Here is a 26,387-nt window from a genome sequence, read left to right on the forward strand (position 1 = left end):
ATGACCTCCAAGATCGTTTCCATGGCGGATGCCGCCGCCCGCATTCAGGACGATGCGGTCATCACCGTTTCCTCTTCCTCCGGTCTCGGGTGCCCGGACAAGATCCTTGAGGCCATCGGCGCAAGGTTCGACAGCGAAGGGCACCCGAGAAACCTCACGACGCTGCATCCCATTGCCGCCGGCGACATGTACGGCATCAAGGGGATCGACCACCTTGCCAAGGATGGTCTGCTGTCGACCATCATTGCAGGGTCCTACCCCTCCGGACCGTCCAACCTGCCGATGCCGGCGATCTGGCAGATGCTGGTGGAGAACCGGGTAGCTGCCTACAACGTGCCTTCCGGCATCCTGTTCGACATGCACAGGGATGTGGCAGCCCGCCGCCCGGGCGTCATGACCAAGGTCGGGCTGGATACCTTCGTCGACCCAATCCGTCAGGGCTGTGCCATGAACGATGTCGCGGCAGACCGGCCCATTGTGTCCCGGCTGGAGCTTGGCGGCGAAACCTGGCTGCATTTTCCGAACATCGTGCCGGATGTCGCGATCATTCGGGCAACGACTGCGGATGAACGCGGCAACCTCACCTACGAACACGAAGGCGCCTATCTCGGCGGCCTGGAGCAGGCAATTGCCGTGCGCAATCACGGCGGCCTGGTGATTGCACAGGTGAAGCGCGTGACGGCCTCGGGCTCGCTGCGTCCGCACGATGTTCGTGTGCCCGGTCATCTGGTCGACCTCATCGTTGTCGATCCTGACCAGCGCCAGACCACGGAAACCGGATACGACCCGGCGATCTCGGGCGAGATCATGCGGCCGTGGTCCAGCTTCTCGCTTGCCGAGCACGGCATCGAGAAGGTTGTCGCTCGCCGGGCGGCAATGGAACTCAAGTCCGGCCAGACGGCAAACCTCGGCTTCGGCATTTCGGCCATGGTGCCACGCGTGTTGCTGGAAGCCGGTCAGGAACAGGCCGTCACCTGGGCGATCGAGCAAGGTGCGACCGGCGGCATGCCGCTGACGGGTTTTGCTTTCGGCTGCGCTTCAAACGCCGATGCTTACATGCCGTCGCCGCAGCAGTTTACCTACTTCCAGGGCGGCGGCTTCGATGTCTCCTTCCTGTCCTTCCTGGAGATCGATCTGGATGGCAATGTCAATGTCTCCAAGCTCGGCAAGAAGCCCTATCTGACCGCAGGTTGTGGAGGGTTTGTCGACATCACTGCGAACGCGCGCAAGATCGTGTTCTCGGGTCTTTTCGAGGCGGGTGCCGATCTGGAGTTGACGGAAGACGCGCTGAAGGTGCGGACGCCGGGCAAGTTCACCAAGATGGTGGACGAGGTCGAGCATGTCACTTTCTCCGGCCGCAGGGCAAAGGAACTCGGCCAGGACGTCATCTATGTGACCGAGCGCTGCGTTATCCATCTGACCGATGCAGGCCTGGTGGCAACGGAGATCATGCCTGGCATCGATCCGGCACGTGACATCGTCGATGCTTCCAAGGGCCGGGTGCGGCTCGCAAACGATCTGGTCGAGATGCCGAAAGCGCTTCTGTCCAGAGGTGCGATGGAGCTGAGCCTGTGAGCGCGCTGCATCTCATCCGTCATGGGGCAATCGCCGAGCTGAAGCTGGACAATCCGGCCAAGCTGAATGCGTTCACGCTCGACATGCTGAAGGCGGTTGAGCCCTTTTGCGATGAGCTGGAGCGCGATGCGTCGATCCTTGCGGTGGTGATTACAGCGCAGGAGAGCAAGGCCTTTTGTGCCGGCGCGGACATTCTCGAATGGTCCGAGCTGTCACCTTACGACTTTGCCCGCCACTGGGTGCGTGAAGGGCATCGGGTTTTTGACCGGCTGGCGCGGCTTTCCAAGCCGACGGTAGCTGCGCTTGGCGCGCACGCCTTTGGTGGCGGACTGGAGTTTGCAGCGACCGCCGATATCCGCGTGATGGCGCCAAGGGCGACGCTGGCGCTGCCGGAAGCATCCGTCGGCATCGTACCGGGCTGGTCCGGCACGCAGCGGCTGATCCGCCTTCTGGGGGAGCCGATGGTGAAGGAAATGGCCCTGTTCGGCCGGCGCATTTCCGCAGAGCGTGCCTATGCGGCGGGCTTTGCAGCCGAGATATCCGACGATCCGGCTTCTGCTGCGTTCGAAATGGCCGAGAAGCTGGCCGACAAATCGTCCAGGGCCGTGGAAGTGGCCAAATACATGATCCATGCCGCAGTGGGTGAAGATCGCAGTGCCATGATCGAGGCGCTCGGCTCCGGCATGATCAGTCCGACAGAAGATCGCAACGAGGGCGTTACCGCCTTCCGTGAAAAGCGCAAACCGAATTTCCTGGAAGTTAAGTCATGAGTGACCTGAACGTCGTTTCCATCAGCGAAGCAAAACTCCCGGCCGAACCCTTCGTCGCCCGTCACCTGATCGATGGCGACTGGCGTCAGAGCGCTGACGGGTCCACCTTCGATCGTGTGTCGCCGTCCCATGGCAGCGTCGTCACGAAGGCAGCGAAGGGCGGTGCCCGTGATGTTGACGCGGCAGTTTCCGCCGCGCGGCTTGCTTTCGACAAGGGGCGCTGGTCGCGCACCAGCGGCAAGGAGCGGGCAGCGCTACTCTTGAAGATTGCCGATCTGATCGACCGGGAACGGGAGCGGATCGCTTATTGGGAAACGCTGGAATCCGGCAAGCCGATCAGCCAGGCCATGGCGGAGATCGAAGGCGCGTCCGATATCTGGCGCTTTGCCGCTTCGCTGGCGCGCACCATGCACGGCGAAAGCTACAACTCGCTCGGCAGCGACATGCTCGGCCTGGTTCTCAAGGAGCCGGTCGGTGTCGTTTCCATCATTACACCGTGGAACTTTCCGTTCCTGATCGTGTCGCAAAAACTGCCCTTCGCGCTGGCCGCCGGCTGCACTGCGGTTATCAAACCTTCCGAAATGACCCCGGCAACGACTGTCATTCTGGGTGAACTGTGCATCGAAGCCGGTATTCCGGCCGGGGTCGTCAACATCGTCCTTGGCTATGGCGATCCGGTTGGAACGGCGATGACCGCCGACAAGCGGGTCGACATGGTCACCTTCACCGGTTCGACCGGCGTCGGCAAAGCCATCGTCAAGGCGGCGGCCGGAACCTTGAAGAAGGTCTCGCTGGAACTTGGCGGCAAGAACCCGCAGGTCATCTTCCCGGATGCCGACCTCGAAAGCGCCGTCGATGCGGTTGTCTTCGGCGTCTATTTCAATGCCGGCGAATGCTGCAACTCGGGATCCCGGATCATTGTGCACGAAGACATCGCCGAGGCGTTCCTGAAGGCGACAGTGGACCTGTCGCGGAAGGTGCCCTTCGGCGATCCTCTGGACCCATCGACCAAGGTCGGCGCGATCATCACGCCCGACCACCAGAGCAAAATCGACAAATATGTGCGCGATGCCGCGGACGCCGGAGCGACTGTCCACCTGGGCGGGGAAGCTCTCAAGGTTCCCGGCCTTGCCGGACAGTTCTACCAGCCGACGATCGTTGCGGATGTGAAAAGCGACATGCCGATCGCCCGCGAAGAAGTGTTCGGGCCGGTGCTTTCGGTGCTGACTTTCAAGACGCTGGATGAGGCGATCGATCTCGTCAACGATGCCGACTACGGTCTGTCCGCCGGTGTGTGGAGCGAGAATGTTCACACCTGTCTGGAATTCGCCCGCCGGGCGCATGCGGGCACGGTGTGGACCAACACCTGGATGGATGGATTTGCGGAACTGCCCTTTGGCGGCGTGAAAGAAAGCGGCCAGGGCAGGGAACTTGGCAAATACGGACTGGACGAGTTCCTGGAAGCCAAGACCGTGACCATGCGCATCGGCAAGACCCGGGCACCCTGGGTGGCGTGATGAGCAGGCTAGTCCGAAATCGAGAAAGCGCCTTCGGGCTTCAGGAGGATCTGCATATCCTCCATGGGGGCGCCGTCGATCCTCGCGAGAAGAACCTTGGCCATGGCTCTGCCGGTGGCGCGCAGGTCCTCGTCGATGGTCTCGATTCTCGGGCGGAAATGATTGGAAATGGGCGAGGCGCGCTTGGCGACGACGTCGATTTCCATACCGGGTGTCAGGCCGATGTCGTTGAGATAGGCCAGGGTCACCAGGGCCATGACCTCACCAACGCAGACATAACCGTCGGGCGCGTTGGGGCCGGCATGGAGCGAGCGCAGGGTTGCTGCGATCTCGTCGGGCTCGCTGTCGAGGTCAACGCGATCGGGAACCGTCAATTGAACACCATGGGAAATGGCTGCCTGGCGGGCGCCGAACCGCAGGTGCTGACCGAAGGTGTAACGTTCGTTCGGCATGACCATGCAAATGTGTTTGCGCCCCTTTGCAACCAGACGCTCCACGGCCATGCGGGCGAAAACCTCGTTGTCGAAGTCGACGTAAGGGTGGGGTGTGGTGAAGTCCGTCCGGCCATGGGTGGCAAAGGGGAAGTCGTGCTCCAGCAGGTAGCGGACCCGCTCGTCAAAGCATTCGGTGCGGGTAAAGACAATGGCGTCTGCCAGCGAGTGCCTGCGGATGTTGCGGATTGCCTCAAGCCGGTCGTCGGCAAGGCCGTCTGCGGTGATAGTGATCGCGTAGCCGGTCCCGGCAAGGCCTTCGGACATGCCGCCGAGAAACTCGGATGTGAAGCTGAGAAACTCGTGCCGTGTATTCAGGAGAAGGCTGATGACCTTGGTGCGGCCGGTGCGCAGGCGCTGTGCCGCGCGGTTTGGAACGTAGCCGAGACGGCGGGCGACTTCGGAAACGCGTTCGCGCGTCGTTTCCGCGATCCTGGGGTCTCCGGCAAGGGCGCGGGAAACCGTGGTCACCGCGAAGCCTGCCTCCTGCGCCACCGTGCGCAAGGTGGGACGCGGCAGCTTTTCGGCGGCGCGACCGCTGTTGGTTTCAAAGGTTTTTCGCGTCATGCCCGTTCACTTCAGCCGAAGCCTTCTAGCTCAAAAAGCAAGCCAAGTCTAATCAGGGCTTTTAAAACGTTACAACACAATAATGTGCTGCACTGCAGCACCGAAACATCCGCCTTAATAGTATGTAAGACAAACGAAACTCTTTGTTTTTCGGGAGTGATGAAAATCGTTGACACCACTCCGGTTTGCAACGTTACAATAAACGTTGCGTGACACTCGATTGCCGGGCTCCGGCACTCGAAACGCCTTTAGGCACCTTATGGGAGGAATATCGATGTCTTTGAAATCTCTGAAGCTGGGCCTCGCCGCCCTTGCAATGAGCACAAGCCTGGCGTCTGCCGCCGATGTTGAAGTTCTGCACTGGTGGACTTCCGGCGGTGAAGCTGCTGCTCTTAACGTTCTGAAGCAGGACCTGGAAAGCCAGGGCATCGGCTGGCAGGACATGCCGGTTGCAGGTGGCGGCGGCACCCAGGCCATGACCGTGCTGCGCGCACGCGTTACCTCCGGCAACCCGCCCACCGCCGTACAGATGCTCGGCTTCGACATCACCGACTGGGCCAAGGAAGGCGCTCTTGCCGACCTGAACATCCTGGCCGGCATGGAAGGCTGGGACGACGTGGTTCCGGAAGCCCTGCAGAAATTCTCCAAGTATGACGGCAAGTGGGTCTCCGCTCCGGTGAACGTCCACTCCACCAACTGGGTCTGGGCGAACAAGGCCATCCTCGACGAGCTTGGTATCGAGCCGCCGCAGAACTGGGACGAATTCGTTGCCGCTCTGGAAAAGGTCAAGGCATCCGGCAAGACCGCGATCGCGCACGGCGGTCAGGCCTGGCAGGACGCGACCATCTTCGACGCTGTCGTGATGGCGACCGGTGGTCCCGAGTTCTATCAGAAGGCCTTCATCGACCTGGACGAGGAAGCGCTCGGCTCCGACACCATGAAGGAATCGTTCGACCGCATGGCCGTGATCCGCTCCTATGTGGATGACAACTTCTCCGGCCGTGACTGGAACCTTGCGACCGCCATGGTCATCAATGGCGATGCAGCCTTCCAGATGATGGGCGACTGGGCGAAGGGTGAATTCCTGAATGCCGGCAAGAAGCCGGATGAAGACTTCCTCTGCTTCCGTTTCCCGGGCACCCAGGACCAGGTGACCTTCAACGCCGACCAGTTCGCGATGTTCGCGCAGGGTCCGGAAGTCGGCAAGGAGCAGGCTGCACTTGCAACCGCTATCCTGTCACCGAGCTTCCAGTCCGCGTTCAACGTCGTCAAAGGCTCCGTTCCGGCCCGGACCGACGTGCCGAACGATGACTTTGACGTCTGCGGCAAGAAGGGCATGGTGGATCTGAAAAAGGCTGCCGACAGCGGCAACCTCTACGGCTCCATGGCGCATGGTCACGCCAACCCGGCTGCCGTCAAGAACGCCATGTATGACGTGATCACGGCGCATTTCAACGGGGAATACGACAGCGAAACCGCTGTTGCAGAACTCGTTACCGCCGTTCAGATCAACAAGTAACGACCGCGCGGAGAGCGGTGATCCCTCACCGCTCTCCCACCGGTTCGGCGGACCGTCTCGCGGTTGCAAGCGACCGCCTGGAGCCGGCCGGAACCAAAGTCTCAGAGCTGCCGCGCGCGTTCGCTGGAACGCCGGCAAAAGTGCTCTAGGTCGGGGAACTCAAGATGTCTCTCTCTGAAACGGCGAACCCGCGCGGTTCCGTTGTTGACAGACTGCGTGATGCTTTGCCCAAACTCGTGCTCAGCCCGACGATCGCCATCGTGGCAATCTTCGTTTACGGCTTCATCGCCTTCACGCTTTACCTGTCTTTCACGGACAGCCGTATTCTGCCCACCTTCGGCTGGGTCGGCTGGCAGAATTATGAAAACCTCTTCAAGATCCGTGCGTGGGATACGGCCGTTTGGAACCTTGTGGTTTTCGGCGTTCTCTACATCACCATCTGCTGCGTTCTGGGTCTGCTGCTGGCGATTTTTCTCGACCAGAAGATCCGCGCAGAAGGCTTCATCCGCACGATCTACCTCTATCCGATGGCGCTCAGCTTCATCGTGACCGGAATTGCCTGGAAATGGTTCCTCGACCCGGGCATCGGTATCGAGGCCGTCGTGCGTGGCTGGGGCTGGGAAACCTTTACCTTCAACTGGATCAAGGACCGGGATTTCGCGATCTATACCATCGTGATCGCGGCGGTCTGGCAGACCTCGGGCTTCGTCATGGCGATGTTCCTTGCGGGCCTGCGCGGTATCGACAGCGAGATGATGAAGGCTGCCCAGATCGACGGCGCTTCCACCTTCGCGCTTTATCGCCGGATCGTGATCCCGCAGCTTCGTCCTGCTTTCATGTCGGCCTTCGTGGTGCTCGCCCACATGGCGATCAAGTCCTACGACCTGGTGATCGCCCTGACAGGCGGCGGACCGGGCACCGCGACCGAAGTGCCGGCAACCTTCATGTATTCCTACACATTCACCCGAAACCAGATGGGCATCGGTGCCGCTTCCGCCGTGATCATGCTGATGACGATCGCCGCGATCATCGTGCCCTACCTCTGGTCAGAGCTCAGGGAGAAAAAGTGATGTCGACGATGTCCAAGTCTTCCTCCCTGCGTCCGGCCCGGGTGATCCTGTATCTGCTGCTCGCGCTGTTCTGCATCTACTACCTGCTGCCGCTGTACGTGATGGTGGTCAACTCGCTGAAGCCGCTGACCGAAATCACTTCGGGCGGGATGATGGCGCTGCCGCAGGAGTGGACCATCGCTCCCTGGCAAAGCGCCTGGTCGAGTGCCCAGGTGGGCGTTGAGGCAACGGGTCTGCGGCCCTATTTCCTCAACTCCATCATCATGGTTGTTCCGGCGGTTGCCCTGTCGACGCTGGTCGGCGCGCTGAACGGTTACGTTCTGACCAAATGGACGTTCCGCGGTGCGACCATCCTGTTCGGCCTGCTGCTGTTCGGCTGCTTCATTCCGTTCCAGATGGTGCTGATCCCGATGGCCCGGATGCTGGGTCTGATGGGCATCGCCGGCACGGTGCCGGGGCTGATCTTCGTACACTTCGTCTACGGGATCGGCTTCTCGACGCTGTATTTCCGCAACTACTACGCGGCCTTCCCGACCGAGCTTGTCCGGGCGGCGCAGATCGACGGTGCCGGTTTCTTCCGGATCTTCTGGCGCATCCTGTTGCCATCGTCCGGTCCGATCGCGGTGGTCTGCATCATCTGGCAGTTTACCAACATCTGGAATGACTTCCTGTTCGGTGCGTCCTTCTCCGATTTCGACAGCCAGCCGATGACCGTTGCCCTCAACAACCTGGTGCAATCCTCCACCGGGGTGAAGGAATACAACGTGCATTTCGCCGGCGCGATCATGGCCGCGCTGCCAACCCTTCTCGTCTACATCGTCGCGGGCCGCTACTTCGTGCGTGGTCTGATGGCAGGCTCAGTAAAAGGATAAGACAATGGGCTTTCTCGACATCAAGCAGGCGACCAAGTCTTATGGATCCTTGCGGGTTCTGCATGAAACCGACATCTCCATCGAAGAGGGCGAGTTCCTCGTACTCGTCGGCCCGTCCGGCTGCGGCAAGTCCACCCTGCTCAACATGATCGCGGGCCTGGAGGACATCACCTCCGGCGAGATCGCGATCAAGGGCAAGAGCATGAACGGCGTCAAGCCGGCGGACCGCAACATCGCGATGGTGTTCCAGTCCTACGCGCTTTACCCGAACATGACCGTTGCCGGGAACATCTCCTTCGGTATGGAAATGCATGGCATTGCGAAGCCGGAACGCGAAAAGCGGATCGGCCAGGTGGCCGATCTCCTTCAGATCAGCCATCTGCTCGACCGCAAGCCGGGCCAGCTTTCCGGTGGTCAGCGCCAGCGTGTCGCCATGGGGCGTGCACTGGTGCGCGAGCCGGACGTGTTCCTGTTCGACGAGCCGCTGTCCAACCTGGATGCAAAGCTGCGCGTCGACATGCGCACGGAAATCAAGAAGCTGCACCAGAAGCTCGGCACGACAATCGTCTATGTGACCCATGACCAGATCGAGGCGCTGACGCTGTCGACCCGGATCGCTGTCATGTTTGGCGGCTATGTCCAGCAACTGGGCACGCCGAAAGAGATCTACGACAATCCGGCCAACATGTTCGTGGCGGGCTTCATGGGATCGCCTTCCATGAACCTGTTCCCGGCCAAGGTGGTCTCGGCGGACGGCAGGCCGGCTGCGGAGGTCTCGCTGGCAGACGGCAAGACGGCAGCCATTCCGTTTGCCTCCGACGCGCTCTCTTCGAGCATCGGCAAGGACATCATCCTCGGCATTCGGCCGGAAGCCATTACCGACAAGGATGGTGCCGACCGCAATTCCAAGGCGGTTCACATCGTCGATGCTCCGGTGGAAGTCACCGAGCCAGCAGGGTCCGACACGTTCGTCGTCAGCCAGATTGGCGGCAAGGACGTGACCGGCCGTTTCCGTGCCGACGTTGCCGTGAAGGCGGGGGAAGTGTTTCCGTTTGCCTTCAACATGGAAAAGGCGGTCGCTTTCGACCCGAAGACCGAAAACCGGATCGCCTGACCCATGAATACAGCGCCCGACATTGTGATCATCGGCAGCGGCATGGGGGGAGCTTCCCTTGCCGCGGGCCTTGCTCCGACCGGGGCCAAGATCACGATTCTGGAACGGGGATACCGGATACCGGACGATGCTCCGGCCCGGGACCCCTGGCGCATCTATACCAACAGCGCCTTCCGGGCGCCGGAAACCTGGCTCGATGGACAGGGTAATCCGTTCGAGCCGGGCAACTACTACAATGTCGGTGGCAACTCCAAGCTCTACGGTGCGGTGCTGATCCGTTACCGGGAAGAGGACTTCAGCGCGCTGGAGCATTATGACGGTGTTTCACCTGCCTGGCCGATTGCCTATGACGAGCTGTCGCCCTGGTATGACGCCGCCGAACAGCTTTTCCAGGTTCGGGGCGATACCGCCTCCGATCCGACTGAACCGCCGCACGGCAGGCCTTATCCGTTTCCGCCTATCCCGGACGAGGAAGCCATCCGGATTGCCCGGCGGCGCCTTGAGCAGGCGGGCGTTCGTCCGTTCAGCCTGCCGCTGGGGGTTGATATCGACCGCTGGCTGGATGCCGGGCACACCGGCTGGGACGGTTACCCCGACCTCAGATGCGGCAAGATGGATGCGGAAACCTGTGCGCTGGAAACCGCAATGGCCCATGACAACGTCACCCTTGTTACCGGCGCCGAAGTCACCGCGCTGCGGACGGGCTACAAGTCCGGCCGTATCGATGAAGTCCACTACAGCAAGGACGGTGAAGAGATCTGCCTGACACCGGGGGTCGTTGCCCTGTGTGCGGGTGCCGTCCAGTCCGCAGCGCTCTTGTTGCGGTCCGGCGTTGCCAACCTCTCGGACTATGTCGGCCGTTGTTTCATGAACCACAATGCGACGGCGATGATCGCCATCGATCCGCGGTTCCGGAATACTTCCGTCTATCAAAAGACCTTCGGCCTGAATGACTGGTATCTCGATGACGGCGAAGACGGCAAGCCATTGGGCAACGTCCAGCTGCTGGGGCGGGTAACGCCGGATATCCTGAAGATCCAGGTGCCTCGGCTGCCTAAATTCGCCGCCCGCTGGATCTCCGGCCATGCGCTCGATCTCTATCTGATTTCCGAGGATCTGCCCGATCCTGAAAGCCGGGTTGTCCTGAAGGACGGCAAGATCCAGCTCATCTGGCAGCGGTCCAACATGACGGCGCACAGGAAGCTGGTCGAGAAGACCCGCAAGACCCTGCGCGAGGCAGGTTTCCCGCTGGTGCTGTCGCGGTTGTTCGACGGCAGGGTGCCCTCGCATCAATGCGGCACGGTGCGCATGGGCGATGATCCGGCTAACTCCGTGCTCAATCCGGACTGCCGGTCCTGGGATCATCCGAACCTGTTTGTGGCCGATGCGGGAGCGCTGCCAACCTCGGCTGCCGTCAATCCGGCCCTCACGGTCGCGGCATTGGCACTGCGCGCCGCCGAAACGATCAAGAAGGATCTGGCGGCATGAACAGGATCGCACTTGTCACCGGTGGCCAGCGCGGCATCGGTCTCGGCATTTCGAGGGCTCTCGCGGAGGCCGGTTACACGGTTGCCATCGCCGCTCAGGAAGAAGCCGACGCGCCGGAGGTGACCGAAGCCCTGAACAACCTGGGTGGCAAGGGCCGCTATTTCCGGCATGACCTTCTGGACATCGACCATTGCAAGACGCTGCTCGACCGGGTGGAGGCGGATCTCGGGCCGGTGACGGCTTTTGTTTCCAACGCGGGCGTTCCGGCCAAAATCCGGGGTGACATGCTGGATCTGGCGCCGGACAGTTTCGACTTCGTCATGGGTGTCAACCTGCGCGGGGCTTTCTTCCTGGCGCAGGAAGTGGCGAGACGCATGCTGGATCAGCCGTCCGACAGCTATCGCTCGATGAGTTTCATCACCTCCGTAAGTGCGGAGATGGTGTCAATCGAAAGGGCGGAATACTGCCTGTCGAAAGCAGGTGCCGCCATGATGGCGGAGCTCTTCGCCGTCCGGCTTGCGCCGCATGGCATCGGTGTCTTCGAGCTAAGGCCAGGCATCATCGAAACCGGCATGACCGCCGGAGTGAAAGACAAATACACGGCCCGGATCGAAGGCGGTCTGGTGCCTGCTGCCAGGTGGGGGCAGCCCGCCGATATCGGCTCAATCATCGTGCCGATTGCCGATGGCCAAATGGCCTTTGCAACCGGTTCGACCTTCGCGGTGGACGGCGGACTGTCGATCCCCCGGCTTTAGAGCGAGTTGTTCTGAGAGACTTCAGATGAATACAGGCTACGACTTCATCATCATCGGTGGTGGCAGCGCCGGCTCGGTTGTTGCCGCGCGTTTAACCGAGAATCCGGACATTTCCGTGCTGCTGCTGGAAGCAGGCGGGCGCGACTGGCATCCGTTCTATCACCTGCCTGCCGGCTTTGCGAAAATGACCAAGGGCATCGGCTCCTGGGGCTGGCACACGGTGCCGCAAAAGCACATGCAGAACCGGGTGTTCCGCTATACCCAGGCCAAGGTGATCGGTGGCGGTTCGGCCATCAATGCGCAGATCTATACCCGCGGCAACGCGCTGGATTATGACGAGTGGCGTCAGATGGGCTGCGAGGGCTGGGGGTATGAAGACGTTCTGCCCTACTACCGCAAGGCCGAGGACAACGACACCTACGACAACCGCTACCATGGCAAGGGCGGCCCGCTCGGCGTTTCCAGGCCCTGTGCCCCGTTGCCGATCTGCGAAGCCTATTTCGAAGCCGCTGCTGCGCTTGGCATTCCGAAAAACGAGGATGTGACAGGCGAGAAGCAGGACGGCGTTGCCTACTACCAGCTGACACAGCGCAATGCCCGCCGGTCTTCCTCGGCCATGGCGTATCTGGCGCCCAACAAGGGCAGGCCCAATCTCCACATCAAGACCGGTGCCCAGGTGCGCCGTATCGTGGTGGAAGGCGGCAAGGCGACCGGTGTCGAACTCATTGACGGCACGCGCCTGACGGCGAGCTCGGAAGTCATTCTGTCGTCCGGCTCCATCGGCTCGCCCCGTCTGCTTCAGCTTTCCGGCATCGGTCCCGCGGACGAACTCAGAAAGCTCGGTATCGATATCGCCTATGACCAGCCTGAGGTCGGTTCCAACCTGCAGGACCATCTGGACCTCTACTGCATTTGCGAAGTCAGCGGCCCGCACACCTACGACCGCTATGCCAAGCCGCATCTGTCGGTGCTGGCCGGCCTGCAGTATCTGCTCACCCGGCGCGGGCCGGTGTCCTCCAGCCTGTTCGAGACGGGCGGGTTCTGGTACGCGAACCCCGATGCGCGCTCGCCCGACCTGCAATTCCATCTGGGTCTGGGCACGGGGATCGAATCCGGCGTTGCCGCCATGCCGGATGGCGGCGTGACGCTCAACTCCTGTTACCTGCGTCCGCGCTCAAGGGGCAGCGTGCGCCTGAAGAGTTCCAATCCCGCAGATGCGCCGTTGATCGACCCGAATTACCTGCAGGACAGCCAAGACCGGGAAATGTCGATCCGGGGCCTGAAGCTGACGCAGGAAATTCTCGCGCAAGCGCCGCTGAAGCCCTTTATCAAGGCCGAGCACTTGCCGGGGCCAGGAGTGAAGACCGACGAAGACTACTTCCGCTTCATCTGCGAACACTCCAAGACCTCCCATCACCCGACAGGTACCTGCCGCATGGGCTCCGACGACAAGGCCGTGGTCGATCCGCGCCTGAGGTTCAACGGTGTTGAGGGGCTTCGCGTGGTCGATGCTTCCATCATGCCGACGGTCGTTTCCTCCAACACCAATGCCGCGGCCATCATGATCGGCGAGAAAGCCTCCGACATGATCCGCCAAGATCACGGGGCGCTGTCATGATCCGCCATATCGTTCTCATCAAGTTTCAGCCGGATGTTGCCGAAGAGCTGATCGAAAGCCTGTTTCAGGAACTCAGAAGTATCCGCAATCAGGTGTCCGGCATCGGCGCGATCGTTTCGGGCCGCAGCGAAAGCCCTGAACAGATCGAACGGGGCTACATGCACGGGTTCACCGTCGATTTCGAAAGCTCGGAGGCACTGGAAGCCTACCAGACCCATCCGGACCACAAGGCGCTCGGCGCCAAGCTGGTCGCCAATGCCATCGGCGGGATCGACGGCATTCTCGTCCTCGATATTCCCGTCTCGGCCTGACCGGCCGCCAAGTTTCCGGAGCGTATCATGCTGACCCTGCCCACCTACGAAAATCGTCTGGAACCCTACAGCCTCATCGGAGAAGCCCTGACCCCGCGTGCCCCGCGCGTGCCGCTGACCCGCACCGCTTTTGCCGCGGCGCATGTGGTGTCCGATCCGCTGCGCGAGCGCGATCCGTGGGTTGGTTCTCCGGCAGTCGATTGGGAAAATACGCTGAAATTCCGGCACTGGCTGTGGGATCAGGGGCTGGGACTGGCCGAGGCCATGGACACCGCGCAGCGCGGCATGGGCGTTGACTGGGCAACGGCGAAGGAACTCATCGAACGCACCATGAAAGAGGCGAAGGCGCATCCGCTGAAGCCGCGTGTTGCCTGCGGGGCAGGCACCGATCAGGTGCCGCTGGAAAATCTCAAGACGAACGACGACATCGTTGCGGCCTATACGGTCCAGCTGGAGGCCATCGAGGCGGCAGGCGGGCAGGCGATCCTGATGGCATCGCGGGCGCTTCCCGCCATCGGGGCGGGGCCGGACGATTACGCCGACGTCTATGGCCGGCTGATCCGTCAGGCGCGGGAGCCGATCATCCTGCACTGGCTGGGCGACATGTTCGATCCGGACCTGACGGGATATTGGGGGTCTAAGGATGTCTCGGCGGCGTCCGACGCTGTCCTCGCCATCATCGAAAGCCATGCAGCCAAGGTCGACGGCATCAAGATCTCCTTGCTCGACCAGGCACACGAAGAAGCCTTCCGTGCGCGCTTGCCTGAAGGCGTGCGGCTTTATACAGGCGATGACTTCAACTATGCGGATCTGATCGCCGGCGACGGCAAGCACTATTCGCATGCTCTGCTGGGGGCCTTTGCGGCGATTGCCCCCGTGGCGAGCCAGGCGCTTGAGGCATTGGCGGAAGGGGATATGGATACCTATCACCAGCTCTTCGCGCCGACCGTTCCTCTCAGCCGGGAAATCTTCAAGGCTCCGACCCGCTTCTACAAGGCCGGAATCGCGTTTCTTGCCTGGCTGAACGATGCCCAGAGCCACTTCATCATGCCGGCCGGTTTTCAGTCTTCGCGTGAGATTGCCCATTATGCAGAGGTCTTCCGGCTTGCGGATCAGGCGCGTTTGTTGTCAAAGCCGGAGATCGCCGAGGAGCGCATGGGGCTGCTCCTGAAACTGCACGGGATCGGATAGACCTTTCATGAAGAAGCGGCCGACAATTCTGGATGTTGCAAGGCAGGCGGGTGTTTCGAAATCGACCGTCTCGCTGGTGCTCCAGAATTCGTCGCTGGTAAAGCAGTCGACCCGGGAAGAGGTGGCCAGGGCAATTGATGAGCTTGGTTATGTCTACAACCGCTCGGCAGCCGGCTTGCGCGGCGCTGCATCCGGTCTCATCGGCCTGATCATCAATGACCTGCGCAACCCCTTCTTCACCGAATTTGCCGCCAGTGCGCAGATGACCTTTGCCAGCAAGGGATACTCGACCGTCATCGCCAACACGGATGAAGACCCGGAAATCCAGGCCCAGGTGATCGACAGCATGATCGAGCATGGCGTGTCGGCCTTCGTCATCTCGCCGACCTATGGCGGCGACGAAAGCCCCTTCGAACGGATCGAGCGGGCCGGAATTCCCACCATGCAGGTGCTGCGTCAGCTGGACGAGCGCACGGACCTGTTTCCCTTCGCTTCGCATGACTACGCCTTTGGAGGCGAAGCCGCGACACGGCACCTGATCGATACGGGATGTCAGAAGATCGCCTTTGCCGGTGGTCTGGCGGATCGTCCGATTACCTTGGAGCGCATGTCCGGCTATCGAAGCGTGATGCAGGCGAACGGCCTTGCGCCGACCATTTTTCACGGACGGCCATCGAGGCAGTTCGGCCGTGAAATCGCGTTGAAGATCCTGCAGGAACACGAAGGCCTGGAAGCGGCGATCTGTTTCAGCGATCTGGTTGCGCTTGGCATGCTGAGCGGCTTTGCCGAGCTTGGCATCAAGGTTGGTCAGGATTTCAGGATCATCGGCTTCGACGATATCGAGGAATGCTCGCTGGCCTTTCCCAGGCTCAGCTCGGTGCGCTGCGATACCGCGCTGTTCGGCCGCAATGCTGCCGAAGCGATGCTGGCCTGGATTGTCGATGGCGTCAGGCCACCCGACACGAAACATTATCCGGTCGAGCTCATTAAACGGCAATCGACCCTGGGACTCGATGCATGACAGATTGTTCGCGTGAGGCCCTATTGCGGCGTCTGTTCGAGACGGCCGTTGCAGCGGCTGACCCGATGAAGTGCGTTCCCGCATTCCTGCCGGAACGGATAAAGGGTCGGACGGTCGTGATCGGTGCCGGCAAGGCGTCGGCACGCATGGCCGAAGCGGTTGAAGCAGCCTGGGGGGCTTCAGAGGGACTGGTCATCACCCGCGACGGCTATTCCCGGCCCTGCCAGGGGATCGAAATCGTCGAGGCATCGCATCCGGTGCCGGACGGGCGTGGGCTTCAGGCAACACAACGCCTTCTCGGTCTGTTGTCTTCGCTTGAAGAAGCGGATCACGTGATCGCGCTGATTTCAGGCGGGGCGTCGGCGCTGCTGGAGGCACCGGCCGGAGATATTTCGCTGGCTGACCTACAGGCCTTGAATGAAGCCCTGCTGGCGTCAGGTGCGCCAATCACCGACATGAACACAGTCCGCAAGCACGTCAGCCTGGTCAAGGGTGGCCAGCTTGCAGCGGCAGCCTATCCTGCCCGGATGACGACGTTGATCATTTCCGATGTTGCCGGTGACGATCCGGCCTTCATTGCCTCGGGCCCGACGGTCGGCGATCAGACGACGCCAGCGGACGCGCGCGCGGTTATCGAACGCTTCAGCATGTCTGTGCCGGCATCTGTTCTCGCTGTGCTGGACGGCGCCACCGGAGTGCTGCCGCCGGAAGATGAAAGAGTGTCGAGGGTGGAAAACCGCATCATCGCGGCACCGTCCCTTTCGCTGGAAGCAGCGGCAAGCCTGGCAGCCGACGAAGGTGTGGAAGTTGAAATCCTGGGGGACGCCATTGAAGGCGAGGCGCGCGAAGTGGCTGCACAGCAGGCAAGACTCGCGATCGAACGCCAGCAGGCGATGAAACCGGGTGGGCGGCCCGTCCTGCTTCTGTCCGGCGGTGAATGCACGGTGACGCGGCGCGGCAAGGGCTGTGGTGGGCCGAATGCGGAATTTGCCCTTGCGCTCGCGATCGCACTCAAGGGAGCTAACGGTCTTTACGGGATTGCCTGTGACACAGACGGTGTCGACGGGGCGGCGGATGTCGCAGGGGCGGTTGTTGGCCCAGACACTCTTGAGCGTGCAGAGGCGCTTGGCCTCGAACCGGTCGCCATGCTCGGCGACAATGACAGCCACAGTTTCTTCGCGGCTCTTGGCGATCAGGTGGTGCCGGGGCCAACCCTCACCAACGTTAACGATTTCCGTGCAATTCTCATCGAAAGCCCAATGACATGAATGAGCTGGAGACGCTTCTCCAACGGGCGCAGGCCCTGATTTTCGATTGTGATGGCACGCTGGTGCAAACACCAACGCTCTATGCCGGTGCCTGGCAGGACGCGTTCAGGGCCGCCGGTCATCATATGGAGCCGGACTGGTACCACGCCCGGGCGGGAATGTCGGAACATGTGCTTCTTGATGACTATGAAGCCGAGCACGGAGTTACGGTGGATCGCCCATTGGCCGTTCGGGAGATGCGCACGGCAGTATTGGCCCGGATCGGTGAAGTCGGCGAGATCGAGGTAATAAGCGCCATTGCGCGGAGGTTTCGCGGCAAGTTGCCGATGGCGGTCGCCTCTGGTGGACCGCAGGAAGTGGTGCTGGCGTCCTTGAAGGAGACGGGACTGCTGCCGTTGTTCGATACGGTTGTCACGATAGATGACGTTGCCCATGCCAAACCGGCGCCGGATCTCTTCCTGGAGGCCGCTTCCCGGCTCGGTGTCGCAGCCGAACAATGCCTCGTGTTCGAGGACAGTCATCAGGGGCTTGAGGCAGCGCGCAACGCAGGAATGCCGGTTGTCGATGTGAACCGGCTGATCGGATAACGCCGCGAAGCTGATTGCCACTTGTGCCGTTCAGTTCCGGTCAATTGACTGACGCATTGTGTCCTCCTGATCTGCCCCAAGATGCCTGAGCTTTTCCGGGTTGCGGGTCACATAGACGGCGATGATCCTGCCGTCCCGGACCTGCAATGCGGTGGTCTGGACAATGCCGCCATCTTCCTCGGTTACAAATCCGGGCAGTCCGTCAATGTCAGCAAACCGGATCAGTCGTGACGGAACCTTTCTGAAATAGCGGGCGAGTGCCGCAAAGAGGATCATGGACCGTTCGTGCCCGAATGTCGGGGCTGATGTGGCAGGCACCTTGCCGCCGCCGTCGGCGTAGACGACGATGTCTTCGGCCAGCAAGGATTGGAGTTTTTCCATGTCGCCGCTGCGCGATGCTTCGTAGAAGGCGGTCGCCAGCTTCCTGCCCTGTTCCGGCGTGGCGGAAAAGCGTGGTCTTGCTTCTTGCAGCCTTGCCCTGGCGCGACTGGCGAGCTTGCGGCAGGCAGCCGGTTCCCGGTTGATTGCGGTCGAAATTTCCTCGAAACCCATGCTGAAAACGTCATGCAGCAGAAAGGCGGCCCTTTCGAGCGGTGACAGCCGCTCCAGAGCCACCATCACGGGCAACGTGATGTCGTCGGCGGCTTCGGCATCTGATGTTGTCAGCAGGGGCTCTGGAAGCCAGGGTCCAACATAGGACATGCGGCGACGGCGTGCGGATTTCAGTTCATTGAGGCAGAGCCGTGTGACGATGGTCTTCAGGAAGGCGGCAGGCTCGCGCACCTTTTCCCTGTCGGTGGCAAGCCAGCGCAGCCAGGCTTCCTGAACCACGTCTTCCGCGTCGGAGACTGATCCCAGCATGCGGTAGGCGATGCGGGTTAGTCGCCTGCGCAAAGCGGTGTCGTCTTCAGGGGCCGGTGTATCCGTCATGATCACAACAGCCTATCACGTCAACGCCGGTTCGGGCCGTGCTTGCACCCGTCCGGCTGCAAACTGCAAGGCCGTTTTCGCCACACGCCTGCCCAGATGGCGGGCGGTTGCCAGATCCGCGGCCGGGGGAGCTGTCTGTGGCCCTTCGTCGGTGTTCGACTGTGCCGCGGCCCCGAGCCAGAAGCCGAGCCGGTTGAGATCGTCTTCCGTTCCTTGCGAGGAACAATTGGCTGGCGGCAGGTCCAGGCTGACCCAGTGCATGCCGTGCTGGGCTGCAAACAGGGCCAACTGGATGAGCACCGCCAGCTTGTCGCCGGAACGCGAACCGGAATTGGTGAAGCCGGCTGCAATCTTGTCCCGCCAGAGATAGCCCTTCGACATGATTTCCTGCGAGCTGGCTTCCTGAAAGGTCTTGAAGGCGGCGGAGGCTGCGCCGACGTAGGTTGGTGTGCCGAAGATGATTGCGCTGGCCGCATTGAGTTCGTTCCAGCGGGTGCTGGCTTCATCCGCTGTCAGAAGCAGTGCGCGTGCACCATCGACATCCTCTATGCCCTGCCTGACAGCCGCTGCCTGACGTTCTGTGTGACCGTACCCGCTGTGAAAAACGACGGCGACGTCAATCAATTGCCGGTCGTTCGCAAGCTTGGTCTGAAGCCCTGCTGCTGCATTCCCATTGTCCATCATCATTTTCGTCTCCTGCGCACACCTGGTGTTCGCAGGTAATGACAAGACAGCGGCGCTGGATGTGACATGCCGGACGGGATTTTTGAAGAAATGAGCTATTCTGCCGACTGAAAACGAGAAAACCCCGCCGGAGCGGGGTTTTCGGACATTCGAAACGCAATGAAGCTTACTTGATCGGAGCCAGAACCATAACCATCTGGCGGCCTTCGAGCTTCGGTGCGGATTCAACCTTGGCGATTTCGTTGGTTTCCTCACGGACCTTGTTGAGCAGGTTCATGCCCAGGTCCTGGTGGGCCATTTCGCGGCCCCGGAAACGGAGTGTGACCTTCACCTTGTCGCCTTCGCCAAAGAACCGCAACATGCTCTTCATCTTCACCTCGTAGTCGTGGGTGTCGATGTTCGGACGCATCTTGATCTCCTTGATCTCGACGGTCTTCTGTTTCTTGCGGGCTTCTGCTGCTTTCTTCTGAGCCTGGTACTTGTACCGGCCATAGTCCAGGATCTTGCAGACAGGCGGATTTGCGTTCGGCTGGATTTCAACAAGATCCAACCCGGCATCCATGGCGATGCCCATCGCCTCTTCTGTCGGGATGACGCCACGGTTGGCGCCTTCATGATCAATCAACTGGACTTCGCGAACGCGAATTTCGTGGTTTGTGCGCGGGCCTTCCTTCGTAGGAGGCGGGGCGCGGAACGGACGGCGAATGGTCGCAAACTCCTCTTTCGTTTAAACGTGGCGCTAGGGCTTTGATATGCTCCATGCACAAAAATCCTCGGAACGCTGGTACCAAGGTGCTGAGATGGATATGGCCTAACGCCATCCCCCAACGTCTTGCGAAACCGGCAAAAAGTCAAGCGAAAACACCGTTTTCGACATGCCGGGTCACATTTTCAGGGGCTAAGGCTCCGGCTGGCCTGGTCATGGCCAGTCGGGCCACTGCCGGTTCTGGAAGGTTGCAATCCGACCGGCAGATGGTCAAGTAAGCAGTCAGCTCGCGCATATCAAGGAAGGACAGCGGTTTGGACGGCGGGAAATTCATGTTGCAGCTTCTCAGGATCGCGTTCGGTTTCATCTTCGCGGTGCTGGCGTGCGGCCTGTTCCTTGCCTGGGGCTTTTTCCGGGCCGGGCATCCCGAAGCCGATCCGATTGCCTTTGCAACCATGGTCGGAAGCGGTCTCGTGGGTGCAAGTGTGGTCGGTGCCACGGCCCTGGCCCCGGCTGCCGTTGCAATCGTTCTGGCCGAAGCTGCACGGCTGCGCAGTTTCCTGTTTCACGTCGGTGCCGCCGGGGTGATCGCCTTTGCGGTCTGGACACTTGGAGCCGAAGCCGCGGACAGTGCCTTCCGGCCGGGAAGTGCGGTTGCGCTGGCGGCCGGATTTATCGGCGGTGAAATTTACTGGCTGATTGCCGGGAGAACGTCAGGCTGCTGGCACGGAACCAAAGCGGCCGGTCAAGTGACGCACAAGCCGGCACAAGACGATCAGCCCGGACGCGACCACCTCTAGAAAGGCGGTCAGATTTCGCCGTCCTTCAAGGCATCCTTTGCAGCCTGGTAGTGATCCGGTCGCATGTGGCTGCGGATCATCGCGAGGGCGGCCAGAAGCACGGTCGCGTCATCGCCGAAGCCGATGCCGATCAGAAAGTCTGGAATTACATCCAAAGGCAGCACGAAATACGCCAGCGATGCGAGGACGGTGGCCCGCACCTTGCTGGGTGTCGCGGGATCGAGCGCGCAGAAATAGCCGGCGACGACATCTTCCATGAACGGCACCTGACGCGCGGCCTTGCGGACCGTCGTCATCAATTTCTGACGGATCGTCCTCTTCTGCTCTTCCTCCGGGCCGAGGATCTCGGGGTCAAAGCCAAGGTCTTCAAAGGTGGTGTTCATGGGGCCGCCTGTGCTTGTGTTCGCCTTTAGAGATAGGTTTTCTTGCCGGCAGCTTCAACGTTTCGCCCTTCCTGGCCGGACTGGAAGGGCCGCGCAAGGTCGACAGTCAAAGGGTTGCGGCGCTGTTTTCCTCAGCCTCGGTCAGGTCGCTATGGCCGAGGCGCTCCAGTGCCCTGTCGATGTCCCGAAGACCCGACGAATCCGGGGTTTCATTCCCCATCGGGCTTTCCGTCGCCGCCCGTTGCAGGGCACGTGCGTCCTCGCGCATCCGCAGAAGCTCGTCTACGCGATCAGCCTTGCTGCGCGTGTTGTCTTTCAAAATACGGGCGATCTCGTCCCTGGTCCTGTCAGTCATGTCGGATCCTCCTGTAAGTGGCAGCCGGGAAATCCACTGCTGGAACGCCGGCTGCCCGATACCGGGCAAACGTTCGAGGCTGACAGAAGTTCCTCCGCACGACGGATCTCTGCGTTGGTTTTGACCGCAGTTTTCCATCTTTTTCTGGAACATTTCCGCTGTTCTCCCGTTCTGCCTAATGCAACACGAAGGGAGTTGATCATGTGGAAAATCATGCTGGTTGCGGTCGCTTTGACTGGTCTGACCGCTTGCAACAACACGCAAAAGGGCGCGGTGATCGGTGGTGCCTCAGGCGCGGCGATCGGTGCTGCAACGACCGGTAAGGCAGGCGGGGCGCTTGTTGGTGGCGCTGTCGGCGCGGCTGCCGGTGCGCTTGTCGGAAGGGCAACGGAACCGGGCAAGTGTATCTACCGCGATTCCTACGGCCGCGAATATGTGGCGGCTTGCCGTTAATCGGTCTGCCCGGCGATCTGCCGGGTCACCTACTGTGATCGAGAGCTGACCCTCTCGCCTGAAAAACAAAAGGGACGACCTTTTCAAGGTTCGTCCCTTTTGTTTGGTCCTTCGAAGGGCTCTACCCCTTCCGGACTGGTGAACTCAAAGCAGGATGTAGCCGACAACCGCCAGTGCGATTACTGCGCCTGCGGTGCCGATTGCCAGGACGTAGCGCATCTCGTGAAGCTCGAGGCCCTGCTTGGCTTCCTTTTCTCCCAGAACGACTTCCTTGTCCTGTTCGCTGGTCTGCCTTTGATAAGTCATCTCTACCTCGCTGGATTGTACGTCGTTGCAAGCGCTGAGGGCGTTTTGGCCTCATCACTCTTCAGATCAACGTTCGAGCGGCAGTAGTGTTCCTGAAAACGTCCAGGCTGGCCTGGGCGTACGATCAATAGCTGAGCAGGAATATCAGGGCGATCAGCGAAAAAATGATGCCGCTGAAGCCGAAGCCAAGAGCAAGGTGCTTCCAGCTGGAGGCTTCCTTGTCTCTGATCCTTTCACGCAGGATGGCAAGGTGCCGGTCCGCATCGTCGTTAAAGCCGTGATAGATCATCTTCACTACCTCGCGATGTTGCCACTTGGCAGCCAGGCTCGACTGCTCTTCAGCGGTTAACGCGCAAGACCCTTATTCGTTCCCCCCTGGGAGATCCAAGCGGGAACGTTCAGGTGGGAACTTCCTGGTGGGGTGACCGTTTTCCCTTTGAAGTCCGGACAACTTCCGCAAATGCCAAGAGGGGACAAGGTCACTATGGGTTTCGACAGCATGCCGCTGTGGGTCTTGCTCGCGCTTTTTGCAGGTGCCGGTGGAGTAATTCTCGTTTGCGGCATTCATCTGACCGGTCAGGCTGACCGTATTGCCGACCGGACAGGTCTGGGCGAGGCCTTGGTTGGCGGTGTCCTACTGGGGGCGGCCACGTCGCTCTCGGGCACCGTGGTGTCCGTTACAGCTGCGCTGGACGGCCGTGCGTCGCTGGCCTTTTCAAATGGCGTTGGCGGTATCGCCGCGCAGACTGCCTTTCTGGCCATCGCTGATATCGTTTACCGGCGCGGGAACCTGGAGCATGTGGCTGCTGACGTTTCCAGCCTTTTTCAATGCGCCCTGCTGATGCTTTTGCTGGCCATTCCCCTGGTCGCCTACACCACCCCGGAAATCACGTTACTGGGCGTTCATCCAGCCTCCTACGCCCTGGTTATCGTTTATGGCAGCGGTTTGCTGGCTCAGCGGCACGTGCGGGAACAGCCCATGTGGCGTGTCGTGAATACGTCCGAAACCCACGAGGACAGCCCGGATGAGGAACAGCACGACCTGCGCGGAAACTTGCGGCTTATCGCAGGGTTTTCAGCGCTGATGCTTATCCTCGCCTCGATGGGCTGGGTGCTGGCGGAAGTGGCTGGTGCGCTGACGGATCGTTTCAATCTCAACGCCTCGCTTGTCGGCGCGCTGATGACAGCCGTTGTCACCTCGCTGCCCGAACTGGTGACGACGCTGGCAGCCGTGCATCGTGGTGCCTTGCAGCTCGCCATTGGCGGCATTGTTGGCGGCAACACCTTCGATACTCTGTTCCTGACACTTTCCGATGTCGCTTATCGCGACGGCTCGCTTTATCAGGCAGTCTCCCCTCAGGACTATTTCTGGCTGGCGATCGGGCTGGTGATGACGGTGGTCCTGCTTCTGGGGTTGCTGGTGCGGCAGAAGTCAGGCCCCGGCGGGATCGGTTTTGAAAGTGTCAGTCTGCTTGGCATCTATGGCGGTGCCATCGCGCTTCAGGCGCTCGGTTGATCCTGCGAACCTGATCGGGAGGCCTTCTTCAGAACAAGGCCGTCAGTGCCCAGACAACGATGGCCAGGGGCAAAAGCGCGGCAAGGGCAAACAGTCCGTCCCGGGTGAGGAGAGAGAAGGCAATCAGGCAAACGGATGCGCCAAGAAGCGATGACGAGAATGGTACCAGTTCGAGAAAGGGCATCAAGGCGCCGAACAGGAGGCACGAGAGCGGCAACAAGGCCCGAAGCGGTTGCCGAAACAGGAACCGTGCTCTCGCGCGGGAATGATTGTCCAGCCAGCGTGCGGCGGGCCGCAGCTTGTTCATCGCCAGCCGCACCTTGTCGCCCTCAAGACTTTGCTGACCCAGCCAGTGAGGAAGCCAGACCCGGTCGCGTTTCATTAGCCATTGTGCCGCGATCAGGCAAATGGTCATTCCGCAAAGGCTTGAAAACAGGGGAATGCCGCTCAGCGGTGTCACGACGGCGGCCGCGGGCACGATCAGCATCGTCGCAAATCCGGTTTTCTCGAAAGCGCCGACCACGCGGTCAAGCGAGACCTGTCCTTCTTTCGTGATGTCTCCGACCCTGTCGACAATGGACGTCAGGGGCCGGTCCAAGTCCGGATCAGCGGTCATGGTCCTGCCTGTTCCAGCGGCCGCAATTGGCGGCCACTGTTCTCTAGGGTGAAAAAATTCCGAGCCTGGTCTTGCAAGGCACATCGTGGCAGGGGCGTTCGGACCATGGCGGCCGAATGTCCCGAGCCTCCGTGCGAGAAGATGATTATCTTCCGAAGACAAGTTTCTCGATGCGATCGACAGGATGATTGGTGAGATCCTTGTCGATCTCCGCGACGACACGGTCACTGACTTCCTTGTGCAGCCGCTTGCGAACCTGCCCGAGAACCGAAGGGGCTGCTACCAGTACGATCTCGTCGAACTTGCCCTTGTGGGCGCGCTTGTAGAGCATCTGGGCAAGGTCCGCGGCAAAGTCGTCTTCAGCCAGGGCATGCCAGTCGGCTTCCTGAACTGCACTTCGATGCCCCTGCGGACCGTCGCTCATGCGACCGGGACGGTCAGCGGTCTGGTCGCGGTTGGGAGGGTTATCCTGGGTTTCTTTCCGAAAGACCTTGAGGTCCGGCACGTGTTCCGTGCCCGCGTTGGTCAGGAACAAGGCCTTGGTTCCGTCGGCAACGACTACCCAACCATCATGTTTCAGTCGGATCGCATCCTTCATGTCGCACTCCTGCAGTTTTGGGTCCGTCTGGAGTGAACGCCGGACCACCGGAAGCGTTCCTGAGGATATCTGTGACAATTTGGACAGTTCGCAAGCCTACCGGTACGGGAAACGGATTGCGGGGCCTACCGGAAGAGAGCGCGGCGCCCTAAGTGAAGAGTGGTCGTGCGGAACAATGCAGAATTCCGTCCTTGAAAGGGAGAAGATCATGAAGAGACTAGCAATCGGGCTCGGTGCTGCCGTGCTTGCCCTCACAGGTGCCGTCGCCCAGGCTGGAGAAACTCCGGCACCGGACGGCGTGAAGCTCTACTTCGTAAATCTGAAGGATGGCGATACCGTCAAAAGTCCGGTGACCATCCAGTTCGGCCTTTCCGGAATGGGCGTTGCCCCTGCCGGCACGGAAAAGGAAAACACCGGCCACCATCACCTGATCATCGATGAGAGCATCGAGGGCGAGGAGCTGAACGAAGCTATTCCGGCGGATGACAATCACAAGCATTTCGGTGGTGGACAGACCGAAACCACGATCGAACTGCCAGCCGGTTCACACACGCTGCAACTGGTGCTGGGGGACTGGTCGCACATTCCGCACAATCCGCCGGTCATGTCGGAAAAGATTACCGTTACCGTGGAGTAGGCGGCAGTCAGTACCGGTAACCTTCCGGAACGAAAGACTTGTTGCGGCGTTGCTCTCTTATGCTGACCGACCCGCAACAAGGAACGACCATGGTAGACCGGCTTGCCGCAGAGATGGACCTCGGCTTCGGTGCGGTTCCGCTGGACGTTCTGGTTCTGCGGATGGTTGCGGCCATCGTTCTGGGCGGTATCATCGGGTTCGAGCGGGAAGAGCGTGGCAAGGATGCCGGGCTCAGAACGCATATGCTTATCGCATTTGCATCGTGTCTGTTCCTGCTGATTAGCCAGGCGCTTGCCGATCTTCCCTTTTCCGGGGCGAGCAACGTCAATGTGGATCCGCTCCGTCTGGTCGAAGCCGTGACGGCGGGCGTGGCGTTCCTCTCCGCCGGTCTGATCTTTTCCCGCAACGGTTCAGTGCAGAACGTCACTACCGGTGCCTCAATGTGGCTGGCAGGCGCCATCGGCACGGCCTGTGGCGTCGGTCAGATCGGATTGGCGGGCCTTGCAACAATCATGGTGGTGATTGTCTTGGCCGTCATCGGCCGCCTGCAAAGCAAGCTCGGTCCCCAAGCCCGGGACAGCGTCCCGGACGAGGGATCGAACGTGGAATCTGACAACGGTCGCCACGCACGGGCACAGGGCCTTCGCGATGAAGGGGCGATGCGATGAC

Annotated in this window: 30 protein-coding genes; 20 read left to right on the top strand and 10 right to left on the bottom strand. The window is 60.8% G+C overall.

The window, feature by feature from the left end; all coding sequences use genetic code 11:
- Genes FIV03_RS09185 through FIV03_RS09195 form a run of 3 tightly spaced genes read left to right on the top strand, consistent with a single transcriptional unit; the run spans position 1 to position 3,862 of the window.
- Positions 1 to 1,575, top strand: a complete 1,575-nt coding sequence (locus FIV03_RS09185) for a CoA-transferase (RefSeq protein WP_152509351.1) — start codon at positions 1 to 3, stop codon at positions 1,573 to 1,575.
- A complete protein-coding gene (locus tag FIV03_RS09190; protein WP_152509352.1) occupies positions 1,572 to 2,345 on the top strand; it encodes an enoyl-CoA hydratase/isomerase family protein in 774 nt (257 codons plus the stop codon). Before FIV03_RS09185 ends, FIV03_RS09190 begins: the two co-directional genes overlap by 4 nt.
- Complete coding sequence (locus FIV03_RS09195) at positions 2,342 to 3,862, top strand: aldehyde dehydrogenase family protein (RefSeq protein ID WP_209009916.1); 1,521 nt, start codon at positions 2,342 to 2,344, stop codon at positions 3,860 to 3,862. Before FIV03_RS09190 ends, FIV03_RS09195 begins: the two co-directional genes overlap by 4 nt.
- 8 nt (positions 3,863 to 3,870) lie before the next feature.
- Here FIV03_RS09195 and FIV03_RS09200 read toward each other — a convergent pair whose 3' ends face one another.
- On the bottom strand, positions 3,871 to 4,920 hold the full coding sequence (locus tag FIV03_RS09200; RefSeq protein ID WP_152509353.1) for a substrate-binding domain-containing protein: 1,050 nt from the start codon (positions 4,918 to 4,920) through the stop codon (positions 3,871 to 3,873).
- A 316-nt stretch (positions 4,921 to 5,236) separates the two neighbouring features.
- Here FIV03_RS09200 and FIV03_RS09205 point away from each other — a divergent pair, with 316 nt between their 5' ends.
- The 12 genes from FIV03_RS09205 to FIV03_RS09260 all read left to right on the top strand — a co-directional run bounded on the left by FIV03_RS09205 (position 5,237) and on the right by FIV03_RS09260 (position 17,734).
- A complete protein-coding gene (locus FIV03_RS09205; protein WP_286202305.1) occupies positions 5,237 to 6,439 on the top strand; it encodes an ABC transporter substrate-binding protein in 1,203 nt (400 codons plus the stop codon).
- 164 nt (positions 6,440 to 6,603) lie between these two features.
- Positions 6,604 to 7,509, top strand: coding sequence for a sugar ABC transporter permease (locus FIV03_RS09210; RefSeq protein ID WP_152509355.1), 906 nt, complete (start codon positions 6,604 to 6,606; stop codon positions 7,507 to 7,509).
- The gene (locus FIV03_RS09215; RefSeq protein WP_023002938.1) at positions 7,509 to 8,381 is read left to right on the top strand and encodes a carbohydrate ABC transporter permease; all 873 of its coding nucleotides are present in this window, start codon (positions 7,509 to 7,511) and stop codon (positions 8,379 to 8,381) included. Before FIV03_RS09210 ends, FIV03_RS09215 begins: the two co-directional genes overlap by 1 nt.
- Before the next feature lie 4 nt (positions 8,382 to 8,385).
- Complete coding sequence (gene ugpC, locus FIV03_RS09220; protein WP_023002939.1) at positions 8,386 to 9,495, top strand: sn-glycerol-3-phosphate ABC transporter ATP-binding protein UgpC; 1,110 nt, start codon at positions 8,386 to 8,388, stop codon at positions 9,493 to 9,495.
- Positions 9,496 to 9,498: 3 nt separating this feature from the next.
- On the top strand, positions 9,499 to 10,983 hold the full coding sequence (locus FIV03_RS09225; RefSeq protein WP_152509356.1) for a GMC family oxidoreductase: 1,485 nt from the start codon (positions 9,499 to 9,501) through the stop codon (positions 10,981 to 10,983).
- Positions 10,980 to 11,738 (top strand): 3-ketoacyl-ACP reductase, encoded by a 759-nt coding sequence (locus tag FIV03_RS09230; RefSeq protein ID WP_152509357.1) that lies wholly within the window; start codon positions 10,980 to 10,982, stop codon positions 11,736 to 11,738. The genes FIV03_RS09225 and FIV03_RS09230 overlap by 4 nt, the downstream gene beginning before the upstream one ends.
- A 25-nt stretch (positions 11,739 to 11,763) precedes the next feature.
- Positions 11,764 to 13,356, top strand: a complete 1,593-nt coding sequence (locus FIV03_RS09235) for a GMC family oxidoreductase N-terminal domain-containing protein (RefSeq protein ID WP_152509358.1) — start codon at positions 11,764 to 11,766, stop codon at positions 13,354 to 13,356.
- Positions 13,353 to 13,667 carry a Dabb family protein gene (locus FIV03_RS09240; protein ID WP_152509359.1) on the top strand — a complete coding sequence of 105 codons (315 nt, stop codon included), beginning with the start codon at positions 13,353 to 13,355 and terminating at the stop codon, positions 13,665 to 13,667. Before FIV03_RS09235 ends, FIV03_RS09240 begins: the two co-directional genes overlap by 4 nt.
- 27 nt (positions 13,668 to 13,694) lie before the next feature.
- Positions 13,695 to 14,858, top strand: a complete 1,164-nt coding sequence (locus FIV03_RS09245) for a dihydrodipicolinate synthase family protein (RefSeq protein ID WP_152509360.1) — start codon at positions 13,695 to 13,697, stop codon at positions 14,856 to 14,858.
- Positions 14,859 to 14,865: 7 nt separating this feature from the next.
- Entirely contained in the window at positions 14,866 to 15,879 is a 1,014-nt protein-coding gene (locus tag FIV03_RS09250) for a LacI family DNA-binding transcriptional regulator (RefSeq protein ID WP_023002945.1), read from the top strand.
- Positions 15,876 to 17,147: a glycerate kinase gene (locus FIV03_RS09255; RefSeq protein WP_152509361.1), complete on the top strand. Its 1,272-nt coding sequence runs from the start codon at positions 15,876 to 15,878 to the stop codon at positions 17,145 to 17,147. The genes FIV03_RS09250 and FIV03_RS09255 overlap by 4 nt, the downstream gene beginning before the upstream one ends.
- The gene (locus FIV03_RS09260; protein WP_152509362.1) at positions 17,144 to 17,734 is read left to right on the top strand and encodes an HAD family phosphatase; all 591 of its coding nucleotides are present in this window, start codon (positions 17,144 to 17,146) and stop codon (positions 17,732 to 17,734) included. The genes FIV03_RS09255 and FIV03_RS09260 overlap by 4 nt, the downstream gene beginning before the upstream one ends.
- A gap of 30 nt (positions 17,735 to 17,764) precedes the next feature.
- Here the strand turns inward: FIV03_RS09260 and FIV03_RS09265 are convergent, their stop codons facing one another.
- The 3 genes from FIV03_RS09265 to infC all read right to left on the bottom strand — a co-directional run bounded on the left by FIV03_RS09265 (position 17,765) and on the right by infC (position 20,054).
- Positions 17,765 to 18,664, bottom strand: a complete 900-nt coding sequence (locus tag FIV03_RS09265) for a sigma-70 family RNA polymerase sigma factor (RefSeq protein ID WP_152509363.1) — start codon at positions 18,662 to 18,664, stop codon at positions 17,765 to 17,767.
- Positions 18,665 to 18,679: 15 nt separating this feature from the next.
- Complete coding sequence (locus tag FIV03_RS09270; protein WP_152511878.1) at positions 18,680 to 19,345, bottom strand: flavodoxin family protein; 666 nt, start codon at positions 19,343 to 19,345, stop codon at positions 18,680 to 18,682.
- A 169-nt stretch (positions 19,346 to 19,514) separates the two neighbouring features.
- Positions 19,515 to 20,054 (bottom strand): translation initiation factor IF-3, encoded by a 540-nt coding sequence (gene infC / locus FIV03_RS09275; RefSeq protein ID WP_075283347.1) that lies wholly within the window; start codon positions 20,052 to 20,054, stop codon positions 19,515 to 19,517.
- A 332-nt stretch (positions 20,055 to 20,386) separates the two neighbouring features.
- Here infC and FIV03_RS09280 point away from each other — a divergent pair, with 332 nt between their 5' ends.
- On the top strand, positions 20,387 to 20,854 hold the full coding sequence (locus FIV03_RS09280) for a translation initiation factor IF-3 (protein ID WP_152509364.1): 468 nt from the start codon (positions 20,387 to 20,389) through the stop codon (positions 20,852 to 20,854).
- 8 nt (positions 20,855 to 20,862) lie between these two features.
- Here FIV03_RS09280 and FIV03_RS09285 read toward each other — a convergent pair whose 3' ends face one another.
- Complete coding sequence (locus FIV03_RS09285; protein ID WP_152509365.1) at positions 20,863 to 21,237, bottom strand: YkvA family protein; 375 nt, start codon at positions 21,235 to 21,237, stop codon at positions 20,863 to 20,865.
- Positions 21,238 to 21,343: 106 nt separating this feature from the next.
- Positions 21,344 to 21,592, bottom strand: coding sequence for a hypothetical protein (locus FIV03_RS09290; protein WP_075283357.1), 249 nt, complete (start codon positions 21,590 to 21,592; stop codon positions 21,344 to 21,346).
- Positions 21,593 to 21,793: 201 nt separating this feature from the next.
- Here FIV03_RS09290 and FIV03_RS09295 point away from each other — a divergent pair, with 201 nt between their 5' ends.
- On the top strand, positions 21,794 to 22,045 hold the full coding sequence (locus FIV03_RS09295; protein ID WP_023002955.1) for a YMGG-like glycine zipper-containing protein: 252 nt from the start codon (positions 21,794 to 21,796) through the stop codon (positions 22,043 to 22,045).
- A 144-nt stretch (positions 22,046 to 22,189) separates the two neighbouring features.
- On the opposite strand, the gene FIV03_RS31550 is transcribed toward FIV03_RS09295, so the two are convergent.
- On the bottom strand, positions 22,190 to 22,351 hold the full coding sequence (locus FIV03_RS31550; protein ID WP_173013813.1) for a hypothetical protein: 162 nt from the start codon (positions 22,349 to 22,351) through the stop codon (positions 22,190 to 22,192).
- A gap of 124 nt (positions 22,352 to 22,475) precedes the next feature.
- The gene (locus FIV03_RS31555; protein ID WP_023002957.1) at positions 22,476 to 22,640 is read right to left on the bottom strand and encodes a hypothetical protein; all 165 of its coding nucleotides are present in this window, start codon (positions 22,638 to 22,640) and stop codon (positions 22,476 to 22,478) included.
- Positions 22,641 to 22,835: 195 nt separating this feature from the next.
- Here FIV03_RS31555 and FIV03_RS09300 point away from each other — a divergent pair, with 195 nt between their 5' ends.
- Positions 22,836 to 23,867: a sodium:calcium antiporter gene (locus FIV03_RS09300; RefSeq protein ID WP_152509366.1), complete on the top strand. Its 1,032-nt coding sequence runs from the start codon at positions 22,836 to 22,838 to the stop codon at positions 23,865 to 23,867.
- A gap of 28 nt (positions 23,868 to 23,895) precedes the next feature.
- On the opposite strand, the gene FIV03_RS09305 is transcribed toward FIV03_RS09300, so the two are convergent.
- Positions 23,896 to 24,483 carry an exopolysaccharide biosynthesis protein gene (locus FIV03_RS09305; RefSeq protein WP_152509367.1) on the bottom strand — a complete coding sequence of 196 codons (588 nt, stop codon included), beginning with the start codon at positions 24,481 to 24,483 and terminating at the stop codon, positions 23,896 to 23,898.
- A 145-nt stretch (positions 24,484 to 24,628) separates the two neighbouring features.
- Entirely contained in the window at positions 24,629 to 25,081 is a 453-nt protein-coding gene (locus FIV03_RS09310) for a host attachment family protein (protein WP_152509368.1), read from the bottom strand.
- A 208-nt stretch (positions 25,082 to 25,289) separates the two neighbouring features.
- Between FIV03_RS09310 and FIV03_RS09315 the strand changes: the two genes are divergently transcribed.
- The gene (locus FIV03_RS09315; RefSeq protein WP_062491303.1) at positions 25,290 to 25,718 is read left to right on the top strand and encodes a DUF4399 domain-containing protein; all 429 of its coding nucleotides are present in this window, start codon (positions 25,290 to 25,292) and stop codon (positions 25,716 to 25,718) included.
- A gap of 89 nt (positions 25,719 to 25,807) precedes the next feature.
- Complete coding sequence (locus FIV03_RS09320; protein ID WP_286202278.1) at positions 25,808 to 26,386, top strand: MgtC/SapB family protein; 579 nt, start codon at positions 25,808 to 25,810, stop codon at positions 26,384 to 26,386.
- The last annotated feature ends 1 nt before the right edge of the window (position 26,387 follow it).

Source organism: Labrenzia sp. THAF187b, from assembly GCF_009363375.1.
Taxonomy (GTDB): Bacteria; Pseudomonadota; Alphaproteobacteria; order Rhizobiales; family Stappiaceae; genus Roseibium; species Roseibium algicola.